This is a genomic window from Bradyrhizobium sp. 1, assembly GCF_023073315.1.
In the GTDB taxonomy this organism is placed as follows: domain Bacteria; phylum Pseudomonadota; class Alphaproteobacteria; order Rhizobiales; family Xanthobacteraceae; genus Bradyrhizobium.
This window is the reverse complement of record NZ_JADPJH010000036.1, coordinates 1-24852: the sequence shown is the minus strand read 5'-3', so window position 1 is coordinate 24852 and position 24852 is coordinate 1. Positions and strand designations below refer to the sequence as shown.

The following is a 24852-nucleotide window of genomic DNA, read 5'->3' as shown; positions in this document are numbered from 1 at the left end:
TTGGTCAGTCAACAAATATTCTGGAAGAATCCGATGTCAACCGACAAGCTATTGAAATCAAATATCTATTCTTTCGGCTCCGGTGGCCCACGCGGGTCCGCTCCGGTTCTGCTTGGCGGACAATGCCGCTGCGGCTACGTTTTCTTTCCTATGCAGGCCTATGGCTGCGAGCAGTGCGGCAACCATGGCGATGCGCTCACCCCTTGCGAACTGTCGACGGGCGGGACGCTGCTTGCGGAAGCCGTTGTGCATCTTCATGCCGACAAGAACCGCCCCGCTCCCTTCACGATCGTCAAAGTCGCACTCGATGACGGTCCGGTCGTCCGATCCGTGCTGGCGGAAGACAGTGCCGCCGTTTCGCCGGGACAGCGAATGACCGCAAGGCTGGTGCCCGTTCGATCAGGCGAATCCGGAGAAACTGTTCTCGACCTCCGTTTCACCGCAGCGATCTGATTTCTTTCCCGGGAGTTTTGCGATGGTACGGACTTTGAGCGATCTGCGGCCGGTTTATGTCGTTGGTGTCGGCTGGCACCGTTACCAGAACCCGAGCGAGACCCCTTACGTCTCACTCGGTCTTGCCGCTATCCGCGAGGCCCTAACGGACGCAAAGATCGAATGGCCTGCCGTGGAATCAAGCTATGTCGCGACCGCTCTGCTTGGCATGGCAGCCGGCCGGCCGATGCTGCGCCACCTAGGAACCACCGGCGCGCCGCTCGTGCATATCGAGAATGCCTCAGCTTCCGGCTCCACGGCGTTTCGTCAGGCATGTATCGAGGTGGCGGGCGGTATCAGCGACGTAGCCCTTGCGGTGGGTGTGGACAAACGCAATCCGGTACAGCGTTCGAACACGGGCATCGATCATCTCGCCGATGATGCGATCGTTCCGTTTACCCATTTCGCGCTCCTCACGAACGAGTATGCCGCGCGCTACAACGCGTCGGTCGAAGACATCGCCCTCGTTGCCGTGAAAAATCATCGCAACGGCGCGAAGAACCCCAACGCCCAGCGACAGCAAGAGCGAACGCTTCAGGAGGTGCTCGGCGGCAAGAAGGTTTCGGGAGCGCTCACATCGCTCCAGTGCACGCCGATTGGCGAAGGCGCGGCGGCTGTTATTGTCGCTTCCGACGAAGGCATCCGGCGATACGGCATCAATCCCGATCGCGCCATTCGCGTCACTGCATCCGTTGGACGCAGCGAACGTATCTATCCACCCGGCGTGGGATTCGATGCCGCGCTCACACGGGAGACAGCCGAACTGGCGCTGGCTGAAGCCAAGCGGCAACCCAAAGACCTCGACGTAATCGAGCTTCACGATGCGTTCACGGTCGAAGAACTTCACTACATCGAAAGCATCGGCTTGTGTCCGGAAGGGGATGGCGTTCAGATGCTGAAGGATGGCGCCCTCGATATCGGCGGCCGATGCGCGATCAATCCGTCGGGCGGACTGATTGCGATGGGACATCCGATCGGGCCAACCGGCATCGGCCAGATCGGAGAAATCACCAAGCAACTCAGAGGAGAGGCCGGCGAGAGGCAACATCCACACGCCCGCGTCGGCATGGCCCACATGGTGGGCGTCGGCGCGGTTTGCTACGTGCACATCATGGAGGGACGACGCTAACTGCGTCGTTGTCGAAGGATCTCAGGGCCGCATAGCCACTGGGTTCGCAGTTTTATTCGGAGTGGTGGCAATTTTGGCGGCTCCCTAGGGAATCGAACCCCTGTTTCAGCCTTGAGAGGGCCAAATGGTGCCGCGGAGCAATGGAAACGTGGTGCCGATAGGAAAACGCGCGCGAGGGATCATCCTGCAGTCTTGATTGAATTCATTCGTCTGACGGCGCCGGTAAACTCGGAAGCTTGTCAAATGGTAGGCTCAAATCGGGACCTGCAACCCATCTCAAATTGCTATTTGAGGCAACGCCTGAGCGGGCGGAACCGTGGGCCTGCCTGGCCGACCCTGATCTTGTTCAGGAAATAGCGAAACGAAAGCTCGCCCTGACTGTTTGCCCACTATCCAACTTGCGGTTAAAGGTGGTGCCTTCGCTCGAGCGGCACCCGCTGAAGGACCTGATGGACGCTGGCCTGCATGTGACCGTGAACTCAGATGACCCCTCCTACTTTGACGGGTATGTCAGCGAGAACCTGATTGAATGCCGTCGGGCCTTAGATCTCTCTTTGGACGAGATCGTTCGGCAGCTTCACGGCTGCCTTCATTTCCGAGGAGGAGCGGAAACATTCGCTCGCCTCGATCGAGGCCTACGTGACGAAATTCATTGCGCAACCGTCCTGAAACGACGGCGATCTTGCGTACGGACAGACGGAAAGGCGTAGTGGGAGAGCGCTACATCGCGAAACCCACCATTTCGGAGGGCCTGTTTCTTGTCGGGGAGCAGTTTGGTTGGCCCGGCACGCTTTAATAATCCGTCAAAAGCCGCCTTTTGTGCGCGATCTAGCTACCCTTTGGACGTTGGCGAGCAAGTTCCAATCTCGGGCTCGGTCACAAGCGACAATGAGATCAGGGCGCTGGTGCTGACCGGGCGCGGCAGCGCGTTCTGCGCGGGCGGCGATATCAGCGGCATGAGGCGGCGCCTGGAAGCTCCGCAAGGCGAGGTCGCGTTCAACGGCTGGAGCCGCCGGCAGGGCGTGCATCGGGTTCAGTCCATGCTGCCCAAGCCGACCATCGCCACGGTCAACGGCGCTGCGGCCGGTCTGGGTGCCGATACCGCGCTCTGGACAGGTTGATCATGCTCCATATTGGCGATGGTAGCGACGCCGGCATCGACTGAGAACTCGATGAGCTGATAGGTCATGTGGAAGCCTTCGATTGTGGTTTGGCACGGTGCGCCGATCTTCATCGCGGAGAACGCATCACTCCGGCCGCGCCGGCGGATGCCGACCCCGACATCTCGGCGCGCCCGCGCCGAAGGACCAACGATGTATCGATTTCAAACCGGCGTCCGCCGCATCCAAGTCGACGAACCGGACCACGCCGGACGATTACCCAACAGGAAGGTTAGACATTGCGGTTCGCGCTCCCGAGATGCTTTGCACTATGTTTTATTACTTGCTCGTATATTGAATCGTCATAAAAGCGGAAATGCCCTATTACCGCTTAGTGGAATGGGTCGGAGAGAACGCGGTATGGCTTCAGCGCGGCAATATTCTGGCAGCGCAAATGGAAATCGGTCGCTGGAGCGGGGCATCCATATCTTGGGCGCGTTCCGGCCCGGCGTCGATACGCTCGGCAACGGCGAGATCGCGGAGCGCACCGGCCTGCCCCGCTCCACCGTCACCCGACTGACCAAGACCTTGGTCAACTTCGGCATGCTCAAGGAAGTTCGAACCGAGCGAATTTATCGGCTTGCCGCCGCCGTGCTCAGCCTCGCCCATGCCGTTCGGATGGGGTCGCCGGTGCTCAAGGTGCTCGGCCCGCTGATGCGGGCTGAATCCACGCGGCGCCGGCTGAACGTCGGTCTCGCGACGGCGGATCGTACGATCATGGTCTACCTGGAATCCATTCGCCACAACCCGCGTCCGACGCTGCGCAGCATCGTGGCCGGCGAACAGGGCCGATGGAGTTGACCTCGCTCGGGCGCGCTTATCTAGCGGGCATCCCCGACGCCGAGCGCGACACGCTGCTCGCGCAATTCAGGCGACGCAATGCCGCCGCCACCAAGGCGCTGATCGCCGAGGTGCAGACATCCATTCGAGCGGTCAGGGGCGAGGGCTATTGTGCGGTCTCCCGGCAGCCGGGCGTACTCGCCGTCGCCACTCCGGTCGTCCTGGACGGCCTGCCAGGCTACGCACTCAACATGAGCCTGCAGGATATTAAGCCAACCGAAGCACTTTGCTCAGAGATCGCCGAGTACCTCATGGTATTCGCCGCGCGATGCAAGGACGAGCTCTCCGGGCCGCGGGACGAACCGGCCGAGCTGCATTCTCCCCGATCGCCGACAACATTGCGAAGGGAAGCACCGTTCTGAAGTTCGGCTCCGGAAACCCGGCATTCGCCCACTCTCGAAAGGCGCCTCGAAGCGATGGATATTCGCGGACTGAGATATTTCGTTCACGTCGCCCGGGCCGGCAGTTTCAGCCGTGCCGCGACTGAGCTCCATATCGCACAGCCAGCCTTGAGCCGACAGATCAAGAAGCTCGAGGACGAACTCGGGACGCAACTGCTGCTCCGTCATGGCCGCGGCGTCACAATCACGGACGCAGGCGCTGTCTTGCTAACTGATGCTGAGCACGTCATTGACCGTCTCGCCCAAACGCTAGATGTCCTGAAGAAGGGACATCAGAGCTTTGCCGGTCAAGTCACGATCGGCGTGCCGCCGACCTCGGGCCTACTGATCGTTCCGCGGATGGTCGCTGCACTTCGCGAACGCTGGCCTCACGCCACGCTTGCGATCAGGGAAGGCATCAGCTCGTTTCTGGAAGAATGGCTGGTGGACAGGCGGATCGATGTCGCCGTCCTCCACAACCCCTCGCCGCTCGGCGGCATTCATATGACGCCGGTGCTGAAGGAGCGCATGGTGCTGGCCTGCGCACCTCATCATCCTGCGGCATCCAGGCGGGGAATCCGCCTTCAGGACATTGCGCAAATCCCCTTGATCCTGCCGAGCCTGCCGCATAGCAACCGGCGGTTGATCGAGGGAGCCGCCACGCGACACAACATTCGTCTCAAGCTCGCGTTGGAGGTCGATAGCATTCCGCTGATCAAGGCCATGGTAAAGAGCGGCGACGGCGCCACGATTCAGACTCTGGCCGGCGTTGCCGCAGAAGCGGCTCGCGGCGAGTTGGTTACACGCGCAATCGAGCGCCCTCCCCTGACCTCTACGATTTGGATCGCGATGCCGCACGAGGCGCATGCCTCCTGGCTGACCCTCGAGGTTGCGCGGCTGCTGAAGGCCTCTATCGCTCAATTGGTTACGGAGAAAATCTGGGTGGGCGCGAGGCTGGCCGAAGCAGTGAGCCAAGAGTAGCGGCTGGCAGGCACCAACGCCCGCCCGGTGGTTGAATGACCATCAACTCGGTTTCATCGTGCAGCGACCTTGCGCGCAACTCGGCAATCGCGGCGCCGACGGCCGCTGGCTGTTCGGGCACGAGCGCGTGGTGGCATCCGGGATCACCACGATGGTCACCCGATCTCCCAGCATCGACTTGAGGACACCGGCAAAGCGCCACGGTGCGACCGGATTGTGCTCGGCCTGGAGATGGAGGATCGGCGCTTTGCCGCCGGCGAAATAGTCGTCACCGGCGGACGCTCACGCGCATGGGATTCCATATGATGCACGGCGGTGTTCCATCCACCGAGCCAAACGCTCGGATCATGACCTGGCGCGAAGAACGCGATCCTGAGGTATTCAATCCGCTTTTTCTCGGGCAGCGACGTCTCCGAAGGACCGTCGATGGCTTGGCGCATCTCAGGTCCGATCGGAAGCTCCTTGGAACGCGGCGGAACCTTGCCGGCGGAGCCAGCGGCGAGGACGACGCCGCTCACGAGATCAGGGCGATCGGCAGCCACCTGCCGGGCGACGAAGTTGCCGAAGGCGTGGCCAACTACAACGGCAGGAGCCGCATGCTCGTGCGCGATAACGCTCGCGACGTCGGCCGCAAGGTCATGCATGGTGAGATTCTCCATGGGCCCCCCGACTGTCGCCGATGCCGGCTGCGGCCGCAAGACGCGAAAGCCATCCGCGGCAAGAATGCGGGAGACCGCATCGTAATCATTTCCTGATCGGCCGAGCGAGGGAAGGATGACGATCGCCGGTCCCTCGCCCTGGGCAAGCACGTCGATCGTCACCTCGCCACGCGTCACGCTCACATGGTCCACTGCGCCAAGGTCGGCGGCCGCGGCCGCGCTGGACAGGAGAAGAAACAACAAAACGGGAGCCATTTGTTCACGACAATTTCCTTTCGCGAGAATTTTTCCGTCAACCCAAGTGGGCCCTAGGCTTCGCGGGTGATCCTCTTCAACACCAATGTTAGCGCGCCGGCGACGCCGAGCATGACGGCCATCGCCGACATCCCGGGTTCGAACGATCCGGTCTGATCCTTCAGCACTCCCACCATCCATGGTCCGACATAGCCACCCAGGCTGCCAATGGCGTTGATCAGGGCAATGCCGCCGGCGGCCGCCGCCCCGGAGAGATAGCGGGACGGCAAGCTGTAGAACGCCGGACGTATCGAGCTCAGGCCGATCACAGCCATCGTGATGCCGGCCATGGCGGGCCAAAGTGCGCTGTCGTAGACGGCGAAGGCGAGGCCGGCACCAGTCAAAGCGAAGGCCGCGACCATGTTGAGAAGATGTTGCCCGCTCCGCTCCATGACGCGCGCCCAGGCGATCATGGCGAAAGTGGCAATCAGATAAGGCATTGCGGAGAAGATGCCTATTTCCGTATTGCCGAGTCCATGGGACTTCAGAATCAGCGGCAGCCAGATCGCGATTCCGTTGATGCCGATCCAGTAGCAGAACAGGATACCCGTCAGGATCGCAACCTTGGTATCGCGGAGCGCGGCGAGAAAGTCCTTTCTTGGCCGGCTTGCCTGCTCCTCGGCCAGCGCCTCCAACAAGGCGGTGCGCTCCCCGTCACTGAGCCAATTCGCATCTTTTGGATCGTCGCGGAGCAAGCGCAGGGTAACAAACCCCATAATACAGGCCGGCAGCCCCTCCAGCAGAAAAAGCCACTGCCATCCCTTCAGACCGGCAAGCTCGTCGAGTGCGAGAATCCAGACGGAGACCGGCCCGCCAACGACAGATGAAAGCGGAATGGCCACCAGGAACCAGGTGAGCACCCTGATCCGCGCGCGCGCTGGAAACCAGCACGACAGATAGAAGACGACCCCGGGAAAGAATCCCGCCTCCGCCGCACCCGTCGCGATGCGCAGGACGTAGAAGCTGGTCGGGCCACTGACGAACGCACACGCAGCTGACAACAGTCCCCAGGAGATCATGATGCGCGCCAGCCAACGTCGCGCGCCAAATCGGTAAAGGGCGAGATTGCTGGGCACTTCCAGCAGGCAATAGCCCACGAAGAAAAGTCCCGCAGCCGTTCCGAACTGGGTATTCGTCAGCCCGATATCGTGGTTCATCGTCAGCGCCGCGAACCCGACATTGGTGCGGTCGATGTAATTGAAGAAGTAGGCGATCGCCAGAACGGGGACAAGTTGGACGATGTTCTTGCGAATCGCGTTGTTCAACGGCGCGTCGCGCGATGCATCTTGTCGATCGACGGCCCGTTCGAGCGGTCGTGCGGTCATGCCCAGCCTCGATGTCTTCGCTTTATGCCGTTTTCGCGTCAATGGCCGGAAACCCGAAGAACGCGGCCGGATTGTCGACGAGAATGCGCCGCCGCAAGCCCGGCGTCGTCAGGCGTCCGAGAAAGTCGACCAGGTCGCCGTCGTCGGGCATCGGCCCATGAAGATTGACGTGAGGCCAGTCGCTACCCCACAACAACCGCTCGGGCGCGTTCGCGATGAGACGGCGAACCGTTGGAGCGACGTCCTCGTAAGGCGCATGCAGCTTGGAGAGACGCTCGGCGCCGCTCAGCTTGACCCAGACGCGGCCGTTTTCGAGACAGCGAAGCAGAGCCCTCACGACGGGGCCCTCCACGCCTTCGCCAATATCCGGCCGTGCCATATGGTCAATCACGACCGGTGTCGGAATCAAGCCGATGAAGTCCTCGAGATCGATGAGCCCGGAGCCGGCGACGTGAATGGCGACATGCCAACCGTACGGCTCGACCATCGTGATGACCGAGCGGACCGCGTCGAGGTCCGGGAAGCCTAGATGGGACATGAAACTGAACCGCACGCCGCAGATACCGGCGGCGTCAAAACGACGAATGAGGTCCGGGTTATCACCGGGCCGCAGCAGCGCAACCCCGCGATAGCGCCCTCGCCCGACAGCCAGTGCATCGAGGAGCGGCTCGTGATCATGGCCATGCCCCTGGCTCTGCACGATTACGGCGCGCGCAAATCCGAGGTGATCGTGCAGCCGGCGGAGCGCCGTCTCGGGCGCGTCGTTCGGCGTAAAGCTCCGTTCCGGCGGAAGTGGAAATCGCGCGAAAGGGCCGTAGATGTGGCAATGGGAGTCGCAGGCACCCGGGGGAAGCGCAATTTTCGGCTTGCGGGGGTTAGCCAGCGGCGGCGGTCCATCGGGGATCGGCTGCCCGGCCGGTGTCGGTAGCGACATGACTACTCCCTTTAATCGCAACGCGCGGTCATGCCGCCATCGACGACGATTTCTGTTCCGGTGACGAAGCGCGCCTCATCCGACACCAGGAAAAGTGCAGCATGCGCAGTGTCGCGGCCGTCCCCCATGAAACCGAGAGGAATTCGCGCGACTCGCGACTGCAGCAGGGCATTTACGTCGCCGCCCGTTCGTTGACCGGCAAGGCGAACCTCGACCATCGGCGTGTGCATCTGGCCCGGTACGACCGTGTTCACGCGGATGTTCTTTTTAGCGTATTCGACCGCGGTCACGCGCGAGAACTGGATGATCGCCGCCTTCGAAGAAGCGTATGCAACCTGAGCCGAACCGGTCCATCGCAACCCCGAAGTCGAGGCGGTGTTCACGATCGCACCGCCGCCAACCTTCTCCATCTCGGGAATGACGTGCTTGCAGGCCAGGAAGACGCTCCTGAGGTTGAGGTCGATCTGCCGGTCCCAGGCCTCCTCTGACAAAGCAACCGCGCCGCCCGCGGCCGAACCGCCGACGTTGTTCACGAGGATATCGACCCGTCCGTATGACTTGATGCAGGCGCAAACCATGGCCGCGACTTGATCGTTCTCCGTCACATCGCAGGTATGAGTACGGATCTCGCCGCCCGCTTCTCGCGTCGCTGCCACGGTCTCCTCCATGGCATCGGCCCTAAGATCGACGGCAAAGATCTTCGCTCCCTCGCGACCGAAGATCGCTGCAGTGGCGCGTCCGTTGCCCCACCCCGGCCCGACACAACCTGCCCCGTTGATGATGGCGACTTTATCCTGAAGTCGTCTCGTCATTTTGGTGTCTCCTGTGATCTCGCTTTCAAGAGCCAACAACGCAAGTAGCATGCTCCCAATTCCATAAACCCGTCTGTCAGGGACGAAGTTCGCTCTCCGCTCCTACGGGAACTCCGATCTCGAACGCGTTCAAAGTCATCGCGACCAGCGTGTAGTATCCAAGCAGTCCGACGAGTTCGACGACGCCCTGCTCTCCCAATTCGCGTACCGCTCCGGCGTGCAGATCGGACGTAATCTCGTGGGCTTGATGCAATTGCTTCGCATAGTCGTAGACCACTCGTGACCGGGCATCCGAAAAATGTGGCTCGGAACGTGCGGCAATCGCCTCGATGATTCCCGGCTCGAGGCCGGCCTTGAGCGCCTCACCGCGGTGAGCGAACCACTCATAGTGAGAGGTCCAAAATCGCGCGGTGACGAGGATTGCAAGCTCAGACAATCTTGGTTCAAGCACCGTATCGTATCGCAACAGCTCTCCTAGCTTTTGGGCTCGTTGCCCGAGCTCAGGGCTGTGGATCCAAGCCCGCAGGGGAGCCGGCATTCGGCCGCGTTTGCCTGACACCGCTTCGTCGGCCACGCGCCGCTGCGCTTCAGTCATATCATCGTGGGCAATATCGCGAATGCGCATTTTCACTCCTGCGGGCTGCGTGCCGGCCTTGCTTTGCAAGCGTTCACTTGTGGACCACGGTGGCACCGGAAGCAGCGACCTGGTCAGCTGCGACACCCCTCTGCCAGGCCTCCCATTTGGCCTGATCGAACATCTTTTCCCATTTTGCGATGTAGAACGTCGCGACCGTGTTTCCGATCACATTGGTCAGTGCGGTACAGGTGGCCATCAACCGGTCGACGCCGAATAGCAGGCCGAGCCCGTTCAACGGCAACGCCTTCACCGTCTGCAGCGTTGCTGCGAGCTTGATGAAGGCGCCGCCCGCGACCGTGGTTCCCCCTTTGGAAGTCAGCATCAGAATCGCAAGGACGCCGATCTGCTGTCCCAGAGAAAAGGGAGTGTCCGTCGCCTGTGCAATGAATGCGACGGCGATGGCCATATAGATCGAGGTGCCATCCAGGTTGAAGCTGTAACCGCTCGGTATCACGAACCCAACGACGGACTCGTCGCAACCGACCCGTTCGAGCTTTTCGATCAGACGCGGCAGCACGACCTCGCTCGAAGCTGTGCCAAGCACGATGAGCAGTTCGTCCCTAATGAGCCGTAGTATCTTGAAAATCGAAAGCCCAATCGAAGCCGACACAGCGCCGAGCACGCCAACCGCAAAGACCAGCGACGTCGTCCAGTACAAGATCACCAATTTCGCAAGGTAGAGCAACGTCGCCGCGCCGAATGCCCCTACAGCCGCCGCCATGGCCCCAAATGCACCGATCGGCGCGAGGCGCATGATAAAGCCGAGAATTCGGAACAGGATGGTCTGCGCCTCGTCAATTCCTCGTAACAGGATCGAGTCCTTTTTGATGCCACCGATGCTGAGAGCTGCGCCCGTTAGCAGCGAGATCAGAAGGACCTGCAGTATCTCACCCTTGGCGAACGCATCCACCATGGTCGAGGGAATGATACTCAGGAAAAACCCGATCGCAGTAAAATGACTGGCATTGGCCGCAATTTTCGAAACGCTTTCGTTCACTGCGAGATTAGTCGCGTGAAGGCCGACGCCGGGCTGGACCACGTTGACCGCAATGAATCCAAGCGCCATTGCGACCGTCGTCAGGACCTCAAAATAGATTAGCGCCTTCAACGACAGGCGGCCGAGCTGCCGCATATCGGCGACATGCGTCAAGCCAAGCACGACCGAGCAGAATATGATGGGGGCGAGCATCATCCGCAGCAGCGCAATGAAAGCGTCTCCTAGCGGCTTCATTGCGACGGCCGCGTCCGGCGCCGCAAGGCCCAGAACGATCCCGACCAGGATTCCAATGACGACCTGAATATAAAGCTGCTTGAGCCGCGCCATATCTTGATCCGTTTCCTCGTTTGGGGCTTGCGCCGCCATTGTCTCCCGCCTTCGACAGTTCCACGCGCCAAGCGACGGAAGAGAAGGCAGAGATTCTAAGCTTTTGTAATTTTCATCTGGCGCTCATTTTCCGATCTACCGCGTGGGTCAGCCAAGTGCGCGACGCTGCCTTCCGCCCGCACAATATGAACGGCCAAATTGCTGTCCAATAGTTTGGCGCTATCGCATCCTATGCCGGGTCGGCATAGTTCGCGTTGCGCGTCTGGCCTCCGGAGATCGAGCTCTGCGCGCCAAATTCCTCAACCCAAATTCTTCCTCCGAGCCTGGGGTAACATCACGGAACTAAGCGTCGAGCGATTGTGGAGATCTGACTGGCATGGGGCGGGCCCGCTGCCGCGGAGCCCCCGTGCACATGTGTTCCATCAAGGGTTTGGAGCGCCGAACGGCGCCGAGACCCCACACCGGAAAACGAGCGATCAGGTGAAAGCACTGCTGGACTGCGGCGATCGCGTAACCCAAGCCATCGGAAGGCGGGACCATCGTGCCCGTTAGGCCCAGCACAACTCTTGTGGCCAGAACGCACAAGGCCCCTTTTTAGTGGTGGCTTTGGGTTTTCGCACCTACGCCAGGAGCTTCTTCGCGCAGGGATCGCCTCGCACGCAAATAGCAATAGACTCTCGGACGTCCGTTTTGCTCGCTAAATTGTCCTAATCTGCGACGGTCATTTATCCGCCTGTACCACGCAACGTTCGCGCAGTATCTCATGCTTCGAACGCACAGGGAGGACAGAGCCAAAATGGATGAGTGACTTAGTCTAAGACCACAGAGAGGATCGATCAACCTAAGTTTCCAACCGGAACGCCTGTTCCCAGGCACAAACCTTCCAAGCGATTGATCTTGCTTGTGGGCGCACCAGGGCTCGAACCTGGGACCCGCTGATTAAAAGTCAGCTGCTCTGAGAACCTTCGCTGTGCATTCACCCACTGTGAAAATTGGAAGGCTGAAGCGCTCTAGCTTCTGTAGACATCACATTGCCTCCACGCTTGCCGTCAATGTATTTTTCTTGATCTCCCTGTGCACACGTCGTGCACACGCCGCGTCTTAACCGGCTGAGAGGCTTGAACTCTCGCTCCAGTCCATCATGGACAAGTTTGAGCTAGCCCCAGTAACCTATGTCCAACTAGATGCAATGAGACAGCGTTATCCTGAGCTGCTGCCGGTTTGTGGATGCTGATGGAAATGGCCCCCAGCGGCGTCTTCGTGGCCCCTTCAGGCCATTGATTGCATTGAACCTGGTTCATTGGACTCCACGCCGATTGGCGTCGAGACCCCACGCCGAAACACACGCACCGGCATCACCGCATATTTGGCTACTTAAAGGTCGCGGAAAAACACGCCTTGGGCCCCAAGCTGCTGTCCGTCCTGCCCTGCCCTGCCCTGCCTAGAAGGCCTTCAATATATCCATCCGCACCCGATCGGGGAATGGAACGAAAACAACACCCTTTACTTTGGGTATGGAAACGTGGCTCAGACCGCCCCCAAGAGCTAAGCCTCTCGAAACCTGGGACGGTTTCTTCTTGGCACACTCCGCCATGGCTGTCCGAAACGACTGTATCCTACCATTCGGATCCGGCACGATGGCAGGTCGAGAGAGAGCTGAGGACCGCATCTCGAGACCAGGAATTCGTGACTGGAGATATCAGCCATAGCGCGACGGCCCGCGCAGACCGTGGCCATGCCGGGTGGTCGAGGTGCCCAGCAGGCGCGACGGTTCAACATTGTGTTCATCCAGATAATGCTGCTCGGCGGCGACAACCATCGCCGCCGCTGCTTTGCCAGCGGCAAGGCAAATCACGCGGCCGCCTCTCGGCATCGACAGCAGATGTGCCGGCAGCACGAAGTCGGGATGGGCAGCGTCGACGGCAGCACAAAAAATAGCACGAAGGAGAGGACGTTTGTCGGTCATACCGGATATTGTCCAGGTCGTTGCGGCGACGGCGCGGCCACCGGGTCCGATTTTGTCGAGATCACACGACTGTTTTGTGCCGCGAGATGCAGGTGGCAATCACATCATCTATCGGTCTGCCCCACCAGTTGTGGGAAAAAATCTCGATTTCGGAATAGCCGGCGAAGCCCTCAGCCTCGACCGCAGCACGGATTCCCCGAATGTCGATAACGCCATCGCCCATCATGCCCCGATCGTTGAGGATGTCCTTTGTCGGCACCATCCAATCGCACACATGAAAGGCGAGAAGCCGCTCCCGGCCGGCGCGGCCGATCTGCGTCATCAGCATAGGGTCCCACCAGACATGATAGATATCCAACGCGATGCCGAGTTTGCCCGAGCTGCCGGGATCGAGCCGATCGCAGATATCGAGCGCCTGCTCGGTGGTGTTCACGCAGGCGCGATCGGCCGCGTAGGCCGGATGCAGCGGCTCGATGGCCAGCGGCATCTTCGCTTGCCCGGCGTATTCCATCATCTCGGCGATGCCGTCATCGACCTGCGCGCGCGCATTGATAATGTTCTTCGACGGCGCAGAGCCCGGCCGTGAATATTGCGGCAACCCGCCGACCACGAGCACGATGCATGGCGAGCCTAATGCGACGGCCTCGTCGACGCAGCGGCGGTTGTCATCGCGCTGCTGCTGGCGATGGGTTTCGTCGGACACGAACATGCCGCCGCGGCAATAACCGGACAGTTCGAGATCATGGTCCCGCACCGCCTTCACGGCTTTGTCGAGGCCGACGGCCGCCACCTGATCGCGCCACGGGCTGATGCCACGGATCTTGTGACGTGCACAGGCCTCGGCGATGGCGACAAAGTCGCCCTGCTCGCGGACCGTCGCCGTGTTCAGCGACAGCCAGTGATGGTCGTTCGTGAAATCGCGCATCTCAGGCCTCGATCCCGCGCGTGGCCATGATCGCCTTCATGCGCTGCGTCGCCAGTTCGGGATTGGCCAGCAGGCCTGCTCTGTCGGCGAGACGGAACAGTTCGGCGAGATGCTGGGTCGAGCGCGTGCTTTCCTGGCCGCCGATCATGGTGAAGTGGTCCTGATGGCCGTTGAGATAGGCCATGAACACGATGCCCGCCTTGTAGAATCGCGTCGGCGCCTTGAAGATATGACGTGACAGCGGCACCGTCGGACCGAGCACATCGTGGAAGCCGGCCTCGTCGCCCGCCGCCAGACGCGATAGCGCGTAGGATGCCGCAGGGGCGATGGCATCGAAGATGCCGAGCAGCGCGTGCGAGAAGCCCTTGTCGTCGCCGGCGATCAGTTCGGCATAGTTGAAGTCGTCGCCGGTATACATCTTGACCTTGAGATCAAGACGACGACGCATGTCGATCTCACGCTGTGCATCGAGCAGCGACACCTTGACGCCATCGACCTTGGCGGCGTTGCGGTTGATGACGTCGACGGCGATGTCCATCGCGGTGTCGAGGCTCGGCGTACCCCAGTAATTGGCCAGCGCCGGATCGAACATATCGCCGAGCCAGTGGATGATCACCGGCTGCGCCGACTGCGAGAGAATACGATCATAGACGCGGCCGTAGTCCTCGGCGTTTTTGCCGAGCTTGGCTAGCGCCCGCGACGCCATCAGGATGATGCGGCCGCCGACTTTCTCGATGGCTTCGAACTGCTGTTCATAGGCCTTGATCACGTCATCAATCGACTTCGCGTCTTCGACCGCGAGGTGATCGGTGCCCGCGCCCGAGAACACCAGCGCGCCGCGCGGCTTGGCCGCCGCAACGGAGCGAGTGATGAGTTCCAGCGAGGTCGGCCAGTCCATGCCCATGCCGCGCTGCGCGGTGTCCATCGCTTCTGCCACGCTGAGACCGAGGTTCCAGACGTGTTCACGAAACGCGATGGTGCGGTCCCAATCGATGGTCTGATTGAGCCACGGATCGCATTCCGCCAGCGGGTCGGCAACGATATGCGCCGCCGAGAAAGCGATGCGGTTCAGCGTGCCTTCGAGCTTGGCGGGAAACGTGCGCGACGCCGCCAGCCGATAGGTCTCGATCGAACGATCGGCCTTGGGCAGTTTCAGCGACAGCGTTGAGCCGGTGGACGTGGACATGACGGGCCTGTTCATGGCGAACCTCAGACCTTGAGTGTCGGAACGTCGATCCAGCGACGCTCCTTCCAGCTTTCCAGCGCGCATTCCACGAGCTGCACGCCCTTGGCGCCCTCGAGCAGCGTGTATTTGTAAGGCGCATCCTCGCAGACGTGACGGATGAACATTTCCCACTGTTCCTTGAAGCCGTTGTCATAGACGGCATTGTCCGGAACCTTCTGCCAGTCGGCGTAGAAATCGTGGGTGCGCTTCTCGTCGGGATTCCAGATCGGACGTGGCGTCGCCTGACGGGCCTGGATCATGCACTCGGTGAGACCGGCCACCGCCGAACCATGGGTGCCGTCGACCTGGAAGGTCACGAGGTCATCGCGATAGACGCGCGTGGCCCAGGACATGTTCATGTGCGCGATGACACCCCCCTTCAGCTTGAAGGTCGCATAGGCCGAGTCGTCCGCAGTGGCAGTATACTTTTTGCCCTGCTCGTCCCAGCGCGCCGGGATGTCGGTGGTGCCAAGGCACGTCAGGCTCTCGACTTCACCGAACAGATTGTCGAGCACGTAGCGCCAGTGGCAAACCATGTCGAGGATCATGCCGCCACCGTCTTCGGCGCGATAGTTCCACGACGGGCGCTGGGCTTCCTGCCAGTCGCCTTCGAACACCCAGTAGCCGAACTCGCCGCGCACCGAGATCATCTTGCCGAAGAAGCCGCTGTCACGCAGCATCGCCAGCTTCTTCAGGCCGGGCAGGAACAACTTGTCCTGCACCGTGCCGTGCTTGAGGCCTTTCGCGTTGGCTTTCTTGATGACGTCGAGCGCGGCTTCGAGATTGGTCGCGATCGGCTTCTCGCAATAGATGTGCTTGCTGGCCTCGATGGCGCGGTTGAGCAGACCCGGGCGCGCCTGCGTCGTCGCCGCGTCGAAGAAGATACTGTCGTTCTCGTCGGCAAAGGCCTTGTCGAGATCGGTGGTCCAGCGCTCGATGCCATACTTCTTGGCGAGGCCTTCGATCTTCTCGGCATTGCGGCCGACCAGGATCGGATCCGGCATCATGCGATCGCCGTTCTTCAGGGTCACGCCGCCCTGCGCACGGATCGCAACGATCGAGCGTACGAGATGCTGGTTGAGACCCATACGGCCAGTGACGCCGTTCATGATGATGCCGAGACGCTGCGTAGACATTCGTTGCTCCTTTTAATTATCTAGTTAGTTACTCTGAGCGCGAAAGCTCTGATCGCCGGTCTTCAGACCAAGACCAAGGCGGACGCTCGGCTCATGATGCGCGATATGTTTCCGATATCGATCTGCTGGCGGACACCGCTCTTCAGTTCGAGCGCGTCCAGTGCCTTGATCGTCTCGCGCACCAGATAGCTCCCGCCCTCGGCGTCGAACGGAAAATCGCTCGCGAACAGCACCCTGTCAGCGCCGAAATAATCGAGCCCGCAACGTGTGGCGCCAACGGCGCCCGACAGCGCGGTGTCGGCGAAGAACATTTTGAAATACTCCTCAGCGGGTCGCTGCAGAGGACCAGGCAACAAACCAGCATCGCCGGGCGGTGTCCGTGTGCCCATCTCAAGTCCCCACCCCTGCACGATCCGGCCCGAAAAATAGGGAATCATTGCGCCCATGTGATGGGTGACGATCCTCAGATCCGGATGGCGATCGAACAGTCCAGAGAACACCAGTCGTGCCATCGCGACGCTGCTGTCATAGGGCCAGCCGAAGCACCACCATATCTCGAAGCGCGACTTGGTTTCGCTAGGGTAGTCCGGTGTCGGGCCGCGAACCGGATGCAGCCAGATCGCCAATCTCCGCCGTGCGATCTCGTCGAAAACCGGCGCGAAGTCGGAATGATCAAGCGGCCGTCCGCGCACGTGGGTACAGAGTTGGAAACCGATCGCACCCATCGCGTCGGCGCGGCCGATTTCCTCAAGCGCCGCATCGATGTCGTGAAGTGACAACGCGGCCGCGAAAGCTGGGAAACGATCAGGATACGTGGCGACTAGTTTGGCCAGGCCATCGTTCATCAGCCGCATAAGATCGACGGCGACGGTTCCGTCAGCCAGATCTTCGATGGGAGGCATCGAAGGCGTCAGTATCTGTCGGTAGCCGTCGAAACTATCCATCAGCCTGAACCGACGGTCGAGATCGTAAAGTGACGTGAGTTCGAGCCACCGCCGCAGTGGCCCGGCCGCCGACGCCATGGTCTGCAGTCGAGCGAAATAGGCCGGCGGAAAAATGTGGGTCCAGGCGTCGATACGTTCAGACAAGGGTATGCTCCGGAATGGCGGATGGATCAGGGCGATAGCGTCTCAAGGGGCTTGCCCGCCGTCTCGACGGCAAAAAGCATCGTCACGGCAGCGCCAAGGGCAAGCACACAGGCAAAGACGGCAAACACCATACCTATGCCAAAGCCTGCGGAAAAATAGCCGACCACCAGCGGTCCGGCGGAAGATCCCAGGCGTAGCCAAGCGCTTCCGCAGCCGGTCCCGAAGGCCCGGAGTCTGGTCGGATACAGTTCAGCCGAATACAGATAAAGCGAGAAGGCGATGGTCTGAACAATGGCATAGGCCAGCGATACCAGAACCAGAACATGCATCACGGTGTCGGCGCCAGAGAGCGCGAGCGCGCCGAGCGGGAAGACAGCAAGCGCAAAGGCCGAGGCGTACCAGCGTCTTCGTCCGACGCGGTCGATCAGCAGAGCGCATACGATCGAGGCTACGACACCGCAGGCAGAAGTGATAAAGCCGTAAGCGAGACTGGTCTGAAGCGGGAGCTTGAATACCTCGCGATAGAGCGTAGGCATCCACGTGATCATGCCGTTGATCACCATGTAGACGCAGAACCACAACGCCCAGAGCATCAGCGTCCGGCCCCGATAAATGCCGCGAAACAGTTCGCGCCATTCGCTTCGAGACTTGCTCAACTGAGGAGCCAGCCGCGGCTCGGCCAACACCGCGCCGCGAGCTTCCGCTGATGCTTCAAAAGCGGCGACGATCGTGTCCGCTTCTTCCAGCCGACCTCGCGACGCGAGCCAGCGCGGCGACTCCGGCATCAGTAGACGGAGGGGGATCATCAGCACGGCGGGAACCAGTCCAACCAGGAACATAGCCTTCCAGCCATAGGCGGGCACCAGGAAATAACCGACCATCCCGGCGAACATCAGGCCGATCGGAAAGATGACCTCGTAGAGAAGGAAGAAGCGACCGCGTTTCTGCGCGCCGACCATCTCGTTGACATAGGCGCTCGCAACCGGAACCTCACCGCCCGTACCGATGCCTTGAATAAAGCGGCAGATGATCATCGAAACTGCGCCGGTCGCGAACAGGCAGGCAATGTCCATCGTGACGAACAGCGTGATCGTTAGCCAAAGTACCCGCAGCCGACCGATTCGCTCGGCGAGCCAGCCGAACGCGACGGCGCCGAGCAGTTGCCCGATGTAGCCGAATGAGAGGATCATTCCGACTTCTGTCGGCGACAACTTCCACTCGCGCACCAGCACGGGCATCGCGAACGCTATCGCCAACACGGTGTAGGCATCAAAAAACGTTGCCGCCCCGATAACCAACCGAATCGTGGATAGCTGCCGCGTTACCGGCAGCCGTTCAATACGGGCGCTGATGGATTCGACGGTGTGCGACGACATGACGGCTTGCAACAAGATTACCTCCCTCGTTCGCGCAATGGACGCGCGGCGAGGTTCGCCCTCGCGCCGCCCTGCCGTCATACTCAGTGACTTGTTCCGATGCTTCCGGACGCCTCGATAGCGCGAGCCACGTCACGCGCGGCGGCCTTCGCCGGCTTCAGTGCGAGCGCTCGGAACTCGGCCTCCGAGCTGCGTCCCGCCGGCGCCGCGATGCTAATCGCGCCAACAGCCAGTCCATCGGCATCGCGCACCGGTACCGCGAGAATGCGCAATCCCTCGCTCAGGGTCGAGGCACCGAGGGCATAGCCGGCCTTTCGGATCGCTGCCAGCGATTGACCGACATCACGCCATTCGATGCGCCGCTTCGCCGATAAGGTCTGGCGTTGCGGAAGCTCCGCCAACCGCGCCAACTCGCTCTCCGGAAGGAACGCCAGGATGCTGTGGCCGATAATGCTCTGATGCGCCGGCACTGTTGTGCCAAGCCGTATGTCGACCCCAAGCCGGGTGACGCCGGCACGAACACGCTCGATGTACAGTACCTCGGCGCCATTGAGCACGCCAAAGCTTGCGGCCTCGCTTGTGTCGTTCACGAGCGTTCGCAGTACCGGCCGAACGATTGCGCGCAAATCGCGGTGGGCAATGGCGTGAAATCCAAGATCGAGAACCTTAAGCGTCAGACGAAAGCGCCGACTGTCCGGAACACGGTCGACATAGCCAAGATCGACGAGAGTATTGAGCATCCGGTAAGTCGTTCCTGGATCCAACCCCGCCGCAAGCGCCAATTCGCTGAGTGTTGGCTCTTCTTGGTCCGGTCCGAACGCCTCAAGCAGCCGAAATCCTTTGGCCAGAGATTGAACGGTGCTACGCTGGTCGGTGGCGCCGCGAACCTCCTTCGGCTGGTCAGACCGTCTTCGCGGGGCCTCACCTTTCGCACGGACATTTGCCATGTAGCGTTTCCATTTTTCGGATTACGAATTTTTTTTCGTTATCAGAAAACTAGAAGTTCTAACATTCGCCGTCAAGTGCTCGCCGAGGCCGCGTGTTCAAGATTATGCGTGCCCGTTGAATTCGCCATGTCGATCAGTTCTTGGAGAATATGCACCTAGGCTGCGCGGACGGAGGCGAGAAAACTCTCGACCTCACGTTTCAGTCGGAAGCTCTCCGCAGACAGTAATTGCGCGGCGTCAAGTACCCGGCCCGAGGCCGAACCGGTCTCAGAAGCACCCCGCTGTACTTCAAGGATATTGGACGTTACCTGCGCGGCGCCAAGAGCCGCGTCTTGGACATTACGCGAAATTTCATGCGTGGCTGCGCTCTGCTCCTCCACCGCAGAGGCGATCGTCGCCGATATCTCGGACATTCGGCCGATTGTGTCGCCGATATCCCTGATGGCGCCAACCGCCTCTTGTGTGGCCGTCTGAATCCCGCAAATTTGCTGGCTGATCTCACCGGTCGCCTTGGCCGTCTGCTCAGCCAGCGCTTTCACTTCGGTAGCAACCACCGCAAAGCCGCGGCCTGCCTCGCCGGCGCGCGCAGCTTCGATAGTGGCATTCAGCGCCAGCAGGTTGGTCTGACCCGCTATACTATTGATCAACTCCACCACATCGCCGATCCGCGCTGCCGCCCGCGCTAATTCAGCGACCCTATCGTTTGTCTTTCCCGCCTGGTCAACCGCCTCCGCTGCAATCCTTGCCGATTCCTGGACCTGCCGGCCGATCTCGTTGACGGAAGACCCCATTTCTTCGGCTGCGGACGCCACCGACTGAAGATTTGAGGAGGCCTGCTCAGAGCCGGACGCGACGCCGGTCGCAATTTCCAGCGAATGATCGGCCGCATTCGTCATCGTCGTCGCCGATGCCTCAAGTTCTGTTGATGCGGACGACACAGTCTCTACTATCTCCGAAACCGACGCTTCGAAAGTCCGCGTGACCGCGTCGACACGACTGCTACGTGCAGCCTTGGCTTGCGCCTCAGCCGTAGCTAACTCATCTGCCGCCCGTTTGGCGATTAGAGCTTCTTTGAACACCTGCAGGGCGTCGGCCATCTGACCGATTTCGGTACGCTCGCCGCGGTGTAATACCTCCGCGGTGAGGTCGCCATCACTGAGCGCTTGCATAGGGCGGATGATGGACGCGATTCCTTTCGAAACGTCGCGGACAAGTAGAATCGCAACGCTGATCCCTCCGATCGCGGCGGACACGATCACCAAGACCAACATCTTAAAGCCGGACTCGTAGCTCTCGCTTGCTTCGGCACCCGCTGCGTCCGCGCCCTTGTTTTTCAAGTCGATCGCCTTCATCAGATACTCGTCGGCCTGCAGGCTAATGGGGTTGACTACCTTGCGGTTCAAATCATGCGCCCCAAGCGGAATTTTACCCGCCTCTTCGCGCGACAACTGCATCACCTTGCCGGTTCCAAAAACATACTCGTCCCACAGCTTCGACCATTGCTCGAACAACGCGCGCTCCTCCGGCGAAGTAATCAGCTTCTCATATTTAGCACGGGCAGCGTTTCCCTGATCGGTCGGCTTCTGCAAGGTCTTTTCCGCCGCAAGCTTCAACTCAGCGGTCTCTGAAAGAATGTGTTCCCTAATGACGTTCCGATAGTTAATGGTGCTGGCCCGGAGTTCTCCGAGCGTGCGAACGGACGGCAACCAGTTTGTTTGAATGTCGGATACCTTTGCATTGATTGACCGCATCATCCGCGCCGACCACAGCCCACTTCCAATCATCACGACGATGAGAATCGATACGACGAAAACGATCTTTGTTCGAACAGCGATTCTAGTGAGCATGGCGCGATGGTCCTTACCGCGTGAATACAACCGACAAATGCCTAATCGCAGCAGATAAATACTACCAAGAACGAGTAAAACGACAATGAAGCCAAGTTTCGCATTCCGAAGTCGCCACGACTACACGAGACTTAGGATCTGGGGCGTTCCAGCCCATCGGCTACAAAGCCAATAGCTCGACGAAACGCTACTCTTGTCTCTCTCGTCTGCAATTGAGTCGACTTCGGTGAATCGCGGTGCCGCCGTGATGAATTGCGGCGATCGACAACCGCTTGCTGAGGCTCAGCCGCGAAAAAGCGGTCGTGATTTACCCAGGCTGGAAACTCCCACTCGAGGCCGATCGATACCGAATTTCGGGAGGATGTGTTGCATCCGAACACAACAGAAGTACTTGAATGCGCGCCCGCCTTTGAAAGGTGAATGCTCTGGTCGTACCGGGCAGAGCCGTTTCCTCAGCTCTGCCCGGAACGCCTCCTAAAACTTGACGGTCACGCCACTGTAGAGGGATGATTCGGTACAGCTATTAAGACCTACGCCTTTGCAGCTCAGTGAGTCCGGCGAAATGCCGTATTTGTTTCCCCAGTAACGATAGGCAACCCACACATCGAGGAAGTGAGAGTATTTGTCTCCCCAAATCATTCGGCTGGTGTCGAGTGTCAGACGGATCGGTTCGCTGTTGATTTCGGTCGTCGTCTGAACGTTCGTGATGGGATTGAATGGAATTGGAGATGTCTGCGGTCCTTTGGGGCCAATAATGCTCGCGCGACCGCTGACCGATAGAGGCAGATATGACGGCAGGAAGCCGAGATCCATGTAATAATTGACTTCAAATGCCCACGTAGGGTTATAGCGGATCTGACCACTTGGAAGTGCCGGCCCCTGCACGACTGAGTTGTGGTTGAGTTCCTGATAGTACATGGGAGCGAGATTGATGAAGCCCTTGTACGGCAGGTCAAATGCAAACTGCAGCCCGGCGAACAAGGCCCGCTTGTCGGACGCAACAGCATTATTGACGGTCTTGGCATCCGCACCGATCTCGAACGAGACGTTGCGCAGGGGGCCATAGGTGAACACTCTGGTATTGAAGAGCTCGTTGAAGCCAAAGGTACTACGCAATATGCCATAGAATTCGGTGGCACCTGCGCATCCCTGGCCCGCCCCTTTGCAGCCATTCGCAGGCGCGTTGCTATCCGCCCTCCACATGGTGGCATTGAGGAAGTTCGTGCCGTAAGCCCATGCGTCAAAATGAGTAAACGAATAGCCCTGCTTTGCAGTGTTACTCGTCACCCCCGGATCTGCTGCATTGAATATGTAGGAATACGTCAGGCGGTTATCGTTCACCAAGAAGAACGGCGTATTCGTCGCGGCTGGCATAGCCTTGACTGCCGGATCGCCAGCGTGCGCTGCATACGCACCATTTGCTAGGACAATAAGGGCGGCGATCGTCGACTTATAGATTCTCATAGATGTCCCCCAAACGACGAAGATTGACCAGGTGAAGAGAGATCACTCGGCGTTACAGCGTTTCCATATTTCGGATAGCGAAACTTTTTTCGTTATACAGAAGCTAGAAGTTATTCACTTCTTCGTCAAGCGTCCCTTCAAAGTTGCCATGAAACTCAAAACACGATCTCTAGAGCGCTATCCTCTGGAGGTGGAGGCCACAGGTTCGAATCGTGTCGGGCGCGCCACTTCAATACTGAAGTAGCGGGTATTCCGTCGCACTGACTGCTGGGCTGCGGCAAAAGTTTGCCTAGCGACGAACTGGTCTCGTCGAACTCGACAACTTTTCGCAATCACGACTGCTGCGATGCTGTTGCCGATCATGTTGTTGGTCGCAATGGTCGACATAAAGCGATAGACGCCGAACAGAACCGCCACCCATCCAAGAAAACGCGACGCCTCCGAGACGGATCATTCGCAGCACATCGACGCCATTATGGTGGAACGGCACCTTGAGGGCAGTGTCGATCTTCAACGAACCGGATTTCGACACCCTCGGCGCCCGATGCAACGGGGAGAAAGCCGCTCACTCACTTCGACAAATTAGGCCCCAACAGCTCATGTCGACAATTGCGCCTTCGAACCTTCGGCTACAAGGCGAGACCGAGGGACGCCCAAGGACGAGGCGATTCGAGTGTACAACGTAGATCAATCGCTGGCCGGCCGTCATTCAATGAGACCTGGGGTCTTTCGAGCGACGAAACACCCGTTACCCAAAGAAGTTCGGTCATACTCACGGCCGATGAAACGCCATCGCGCTCCAACGAGGACTAGCGACTTACGCCGACATCTACTCGCAAATCACCGGCTGACCGGTCACCATTGAATGTAATGTCCCCTCAAGCGCACTTAGTGCGATCAGCACGTCCTCCAGCGGTACGGGATTCAAGTAGAGGCATGGATTACTCGATGCCTCCCGCACTCGCGGCATGGAATGACGTGGCGGACGGTTCAACCTGCGATGAAAGCGGAAATTGCTGTCTCCATCGCCTTGTGAGCGCGTTCGACCTGATCTTCCAAGCCTTCGAGCAGTTTTACATCTGGATCGAGCTTGCCACGAGCCGTGCCTACTTCACGACTGATCGCTTCGGGAGCCGGCCCACCCAGGAGTCTGCGGCGACGTACGAACGCGGCGGGGTCCATAGCATCGAAAAAAACAGCCGCCGGCAGACCCGGCGCGGCGACGCCAAATTCGGCGGCGGCTTCATCCAGTGAGGCAGACGTCGCCTTGTCCGGTCGGATGCCGGCGGCGATGTTGCGGCGTACAAACACGCTGACGATCTGGTGGGAATTGCGCCAGTCGATCCCCTTCTCGCGGACGAGCGCCGCGGCAAGGTCGGTGACCTGGGCCCAATTGGCGCCGGCGAGCTCACGCATGCGTTCGACCTTGACCTTGAGGTCGCGCATCAGCGGCGACAACGTCTCCAGGCGCACGCCGAGTGAACGACCCAGGTCCCACAGGATCGCCTGGCTGTTGCGGCGCTCCATGATCGGGAAACCGGTAGGGCCCTTCTCCGCCATCATCACCGTGGCGACGATGCCGAGTGATTGCGCGGCGACGCCCTTAATGTCCTCGAGCCCGTCGGGATTCTTCTTCTGCGGCATGATCGAGCTCGTGCCGCAGTAGCGGTCGGGGAGTTCGACCATGTTGAATTCCATCGTCGACCAGATAAAGAGGTCATCGGCCAACCGACCGACATTCTGAGCAAGAACCGCCAGCACACCGGCATATTCCATCTCCAGATCGTGGCTGAGGATGGCATCCATTGTGTGCGAGAGCGGAGAATCGAAGCCGAGCAGGTCCGAGACGCGCTGGCGGTTCAGCGGCACCACTAACGGCCGATCGAGGCCATAATTCTTCGTAATGATTGC

At 60.0% G+C, this 24852-nt stretch carries 21 protein-coding genes, 1 tRNA gene and 2 pseudogenes; 7 read left to right on the top strand and 17 right to left on the bottom strand.

The window, feature by feature from the left end; translation table 11 throughout:
* Positions 1-33 precede the first annotated feature (33 nt).
* The 7 genes and pseudogenes from IVB29_RS34065 to IVB29_RS34035 all read left to right on the top strand — a co-directional run bounded on the left by IVB29_RS34065 (position 34) and on the right by IVB29_RS34035 (position 4982).
* On the top strand, positions 34-453 hold the full coding sequence (locus IVB29_RS34065) for a hypothetical protein (protein WP_247507804.1): 420 nt from the start codon (positions 34-36) through the stop codon (positions 451-453).
* A gap of 22 nt (positions 454-475) precedes the next feature.
* Positions 476-1621 (top strand): thiolase family protein, encoded by a 1146-nt coding sequence (locus IVB29_RS34060; protein ID WP_247507803.1) that lies wholly within the window; start codon positions 476-478, stop codon positions 1619-1621.
* Between the two features lie 236 nt (positions 1622-1857).
* Positions 1858-2331: a hypothetical protein gene (locus IVB29_RS34055; RefSeq protein ID WP_346731322.1), complete on the top strand. Its 474-nt coding sequence runs from the start codon at positions 1858-1860 to the stop codon at positions 2329-2331.
* 165 nt (positions 2332-2496) lie between these two features.
* Positions 2497-2730 (top strand): annotated as a pseudogene (locus IVB29_RS34050) (enoyl-CoA hydratase/isomerase family protein); the annotation flags it as partial.
* Between the two features lie 411 nt (positions 2731-3141).
* A complete protein-coding gene (locus IVB29_RS34045; RefSeq protein WP_247507801.1) occupies positions 3142-3582 on the top strand; it encodes a helix-turn-helix domain-containing protein in 441 nt (146 codons plus the stop codon).
* Positions 3573-3983: an IclR family transcriptional regulator C-terminal domain-containing protein gene (locus IVB29_RS34040; protein WP_247507800.1), complete on the top strand. Its 411-nt coding sequence runs from the start codon at positions 3573-3575 to the stop codon at positions 3981-3983. The genes IVB29_RS34045 and IVB29_RS34040 overlap by 10 nt, the downstream gene beginning before the upstream one ends.
* Before the next feature lie 54 nt (positions 3984-4037).
* Positions 4038-4982: a LysR family transcriptional regulator gene (locus IVB29_RS34035; protein ID WP_247507799.1), complete on the top strand. Its 945-nt coding sequence runs from the start codon at positions 4038-4040 to the stop codon at positions 4980-4982.
* Between the two features lie 155 nt (positions 4983-5137).
* On the opposite strand, the gene IVB29_RS34030 is transcribed toward IVB29_RS34035, so the two are convergent.
* From IVB29_RS34030 to IVB29_RS33950, 17 genes and pseudogenes are all read right to left on the bottom strand, one after another.
* Positions 5138-5803: an alpha/beta fold hydrolase gene (locus IVB29_RS34030; protein WP_247507798.1), complete on the bottom strand. Its 666-nt coding sequence runs from the start codon at positions 5801-5803 to the stop codon at positions 5138-5140.
* 146 nt (positions 5804-5949) lie between these two features.
* Positions 5950-7260 (bottom strand): MFS transporter, encoded by a 1311-nt coding sequence (locus IVB29_RS34025; RefSeq protein ID WP_247507797.1) that lies wholly within the window; start codon positions 7258-7260, stop codon positions 5950-5952.
* Between the two features lie 22 nt (positions 7261-7282).
* A complete protein-coding gene (locus IVB29_RS34020) occupies positions 7283-8194 on the bottom strand; it encodes an amidohydrolase family protein (RefSeq protein ID WP_247507796.1) in 912 nt (303 codons plus the stop codon).
* An 11-nt stretch (positions 8195-8205) separates the two neighbouring features.
* A complete protein-coding gene (locus tag IVB29_RS34015) occupies positions 8206-9006 on the bottom strand; it encodes an SDR family oxidoreductase (RefSeq protein ID WP_247507853.1) in 801 nt (266 codons plus the stop codon).
* A 76-nt stretch (positions 9007-9082) separates the two neighbouring features.
* A complete protein-coding gene (locus IVB29_RS34010) occupies positions 9083-9631 on the bottom strand; it encodes a carboxymuconolactone decarboxylase family protein (RefSeq protein WP_247507795.1) in 549 nt (182 codons plus the stop codon).
* 43 nt (positions 9632-9674) lie between these two features.
* Positions 9675-11006 (bottom strand): cation:dicarboxylase symporter family transporter, encoded by a 1332-nt coding sequence (locus IVB29_RS34005; protein ID WP_247507794.1) that lies wholly within the window; start codon positions 11004-11006, stop codon positions 9675-9677.
* 865 nt (positions 11007-11871) lie between these two features.
* Positions 11872-11949, bottom strand: a tRNA-Lys gene (locus IVB29_RS34000).
* Positions 11950-12675: 726 nt separating this feature from the next.
* Positions 12676-12933, bottom strand: a pseudogene (locus IVB29_RS33995) (DUF4147 domain-containing protein); the annotation flags it as partial.
* 61 nt (positions 12934-12994) lie between these two features.
* Positions 12995-13858: a sugar phosphate isomerase/epimerase family protein gene (locus tag IVB29_RS33990; protein WP_247507793.1), complete on the bottom strand. Its 864-nt coding sequence runs from the start codon at positions 13856-13858 to the stop codon at positions 12995-12997.
* A gap of 1 nt (position 13859) precedes the next feature.
* On the bottom strand, positions 13860-15059 hold the full coding sequence (locus tag IVB29_RS33985) for a dihydrodipicolinate synthase family protein (protein ID WP_247507792.1): 1200 nt from the start codon (positions 15057-15059) through the stop codon (positions 13860-13862).
* An 8-nt stretch (positions 15060-15067) separates the two neighbouring features.
* Entirely contained in the window at positions 15068-16219 is a 1152-nt protein-coding gene (locus tag IVB29_RS33980; protein ID WP_247507791.1) for a Gfo/Idh/MocA family oxidoreductase, read from the bottom strand.
* Between the two features lie 62 nt (positions 16220-16281).
* Entirely contained in the window at positions 16282-17307 is a 1026-nt protein-coding gene (locus IVB29_RS33975; RefSeq protein ID WP_247507790.1) for an amidohydrolase family protein, read from the bottom strand.
* A gap of 26 nt (positions 17308-17333) precedes the next feature.
* Positions 17334-18683 carry an MFS transporter gene (locus IVB29_RS33970; RefSeq protein WP_247507852.1) on the bottom strand — a complete coding sequence of 450 codons (1350 nt, stop codon included), beginning with the start codon at positions 18681-18683 and terminating at the stop codon, positions 17334-17336.
* A gap of 83 nt (positions 18684-18766) precedes the next feature.
* Positions 18767-19630 carry an IclR family transcriptional regulator gene (locus tag IVB29_RS33965; protein ID WP_247507789.1) on the bottom strand — a complete coding sequence of 288 codons (864 nt, stop codon included), beginning with the start codon at positions 19628-19630 and terminating at the stop codon, positions 18767-18769.
* 155 nt (positions 19631-19785) lie between these two features.
* On the bottom strand, positions 19786-21477 hold the full coding sequence (locus IVB29_RS33960; RefSeq protein WP_247507788.1) for a methyl-accepting chemotaxis protein: 1692 nt from the start codon (positions 21475-21477) through the stop codon (positions 19786-19788).
* Between the two features lie 474 nt (positions 21478-21951).
* Entirely contained in the window at positions 21952-22941 is a 990-nt protein-coding gene (locus IVB29_RS33955) for a hypothetical protein (protein ID WP_247507787.1), read from the bottom strand.
* Between the two features lie 990 nt (positions 22942-23931).
* On the bottom strand, positions 23932-24852 hold a 921-nt coding region (locus tag IVB29_RS33950), incomplete at its 5' end, for a lyase family protein (protein WP_247507786.1).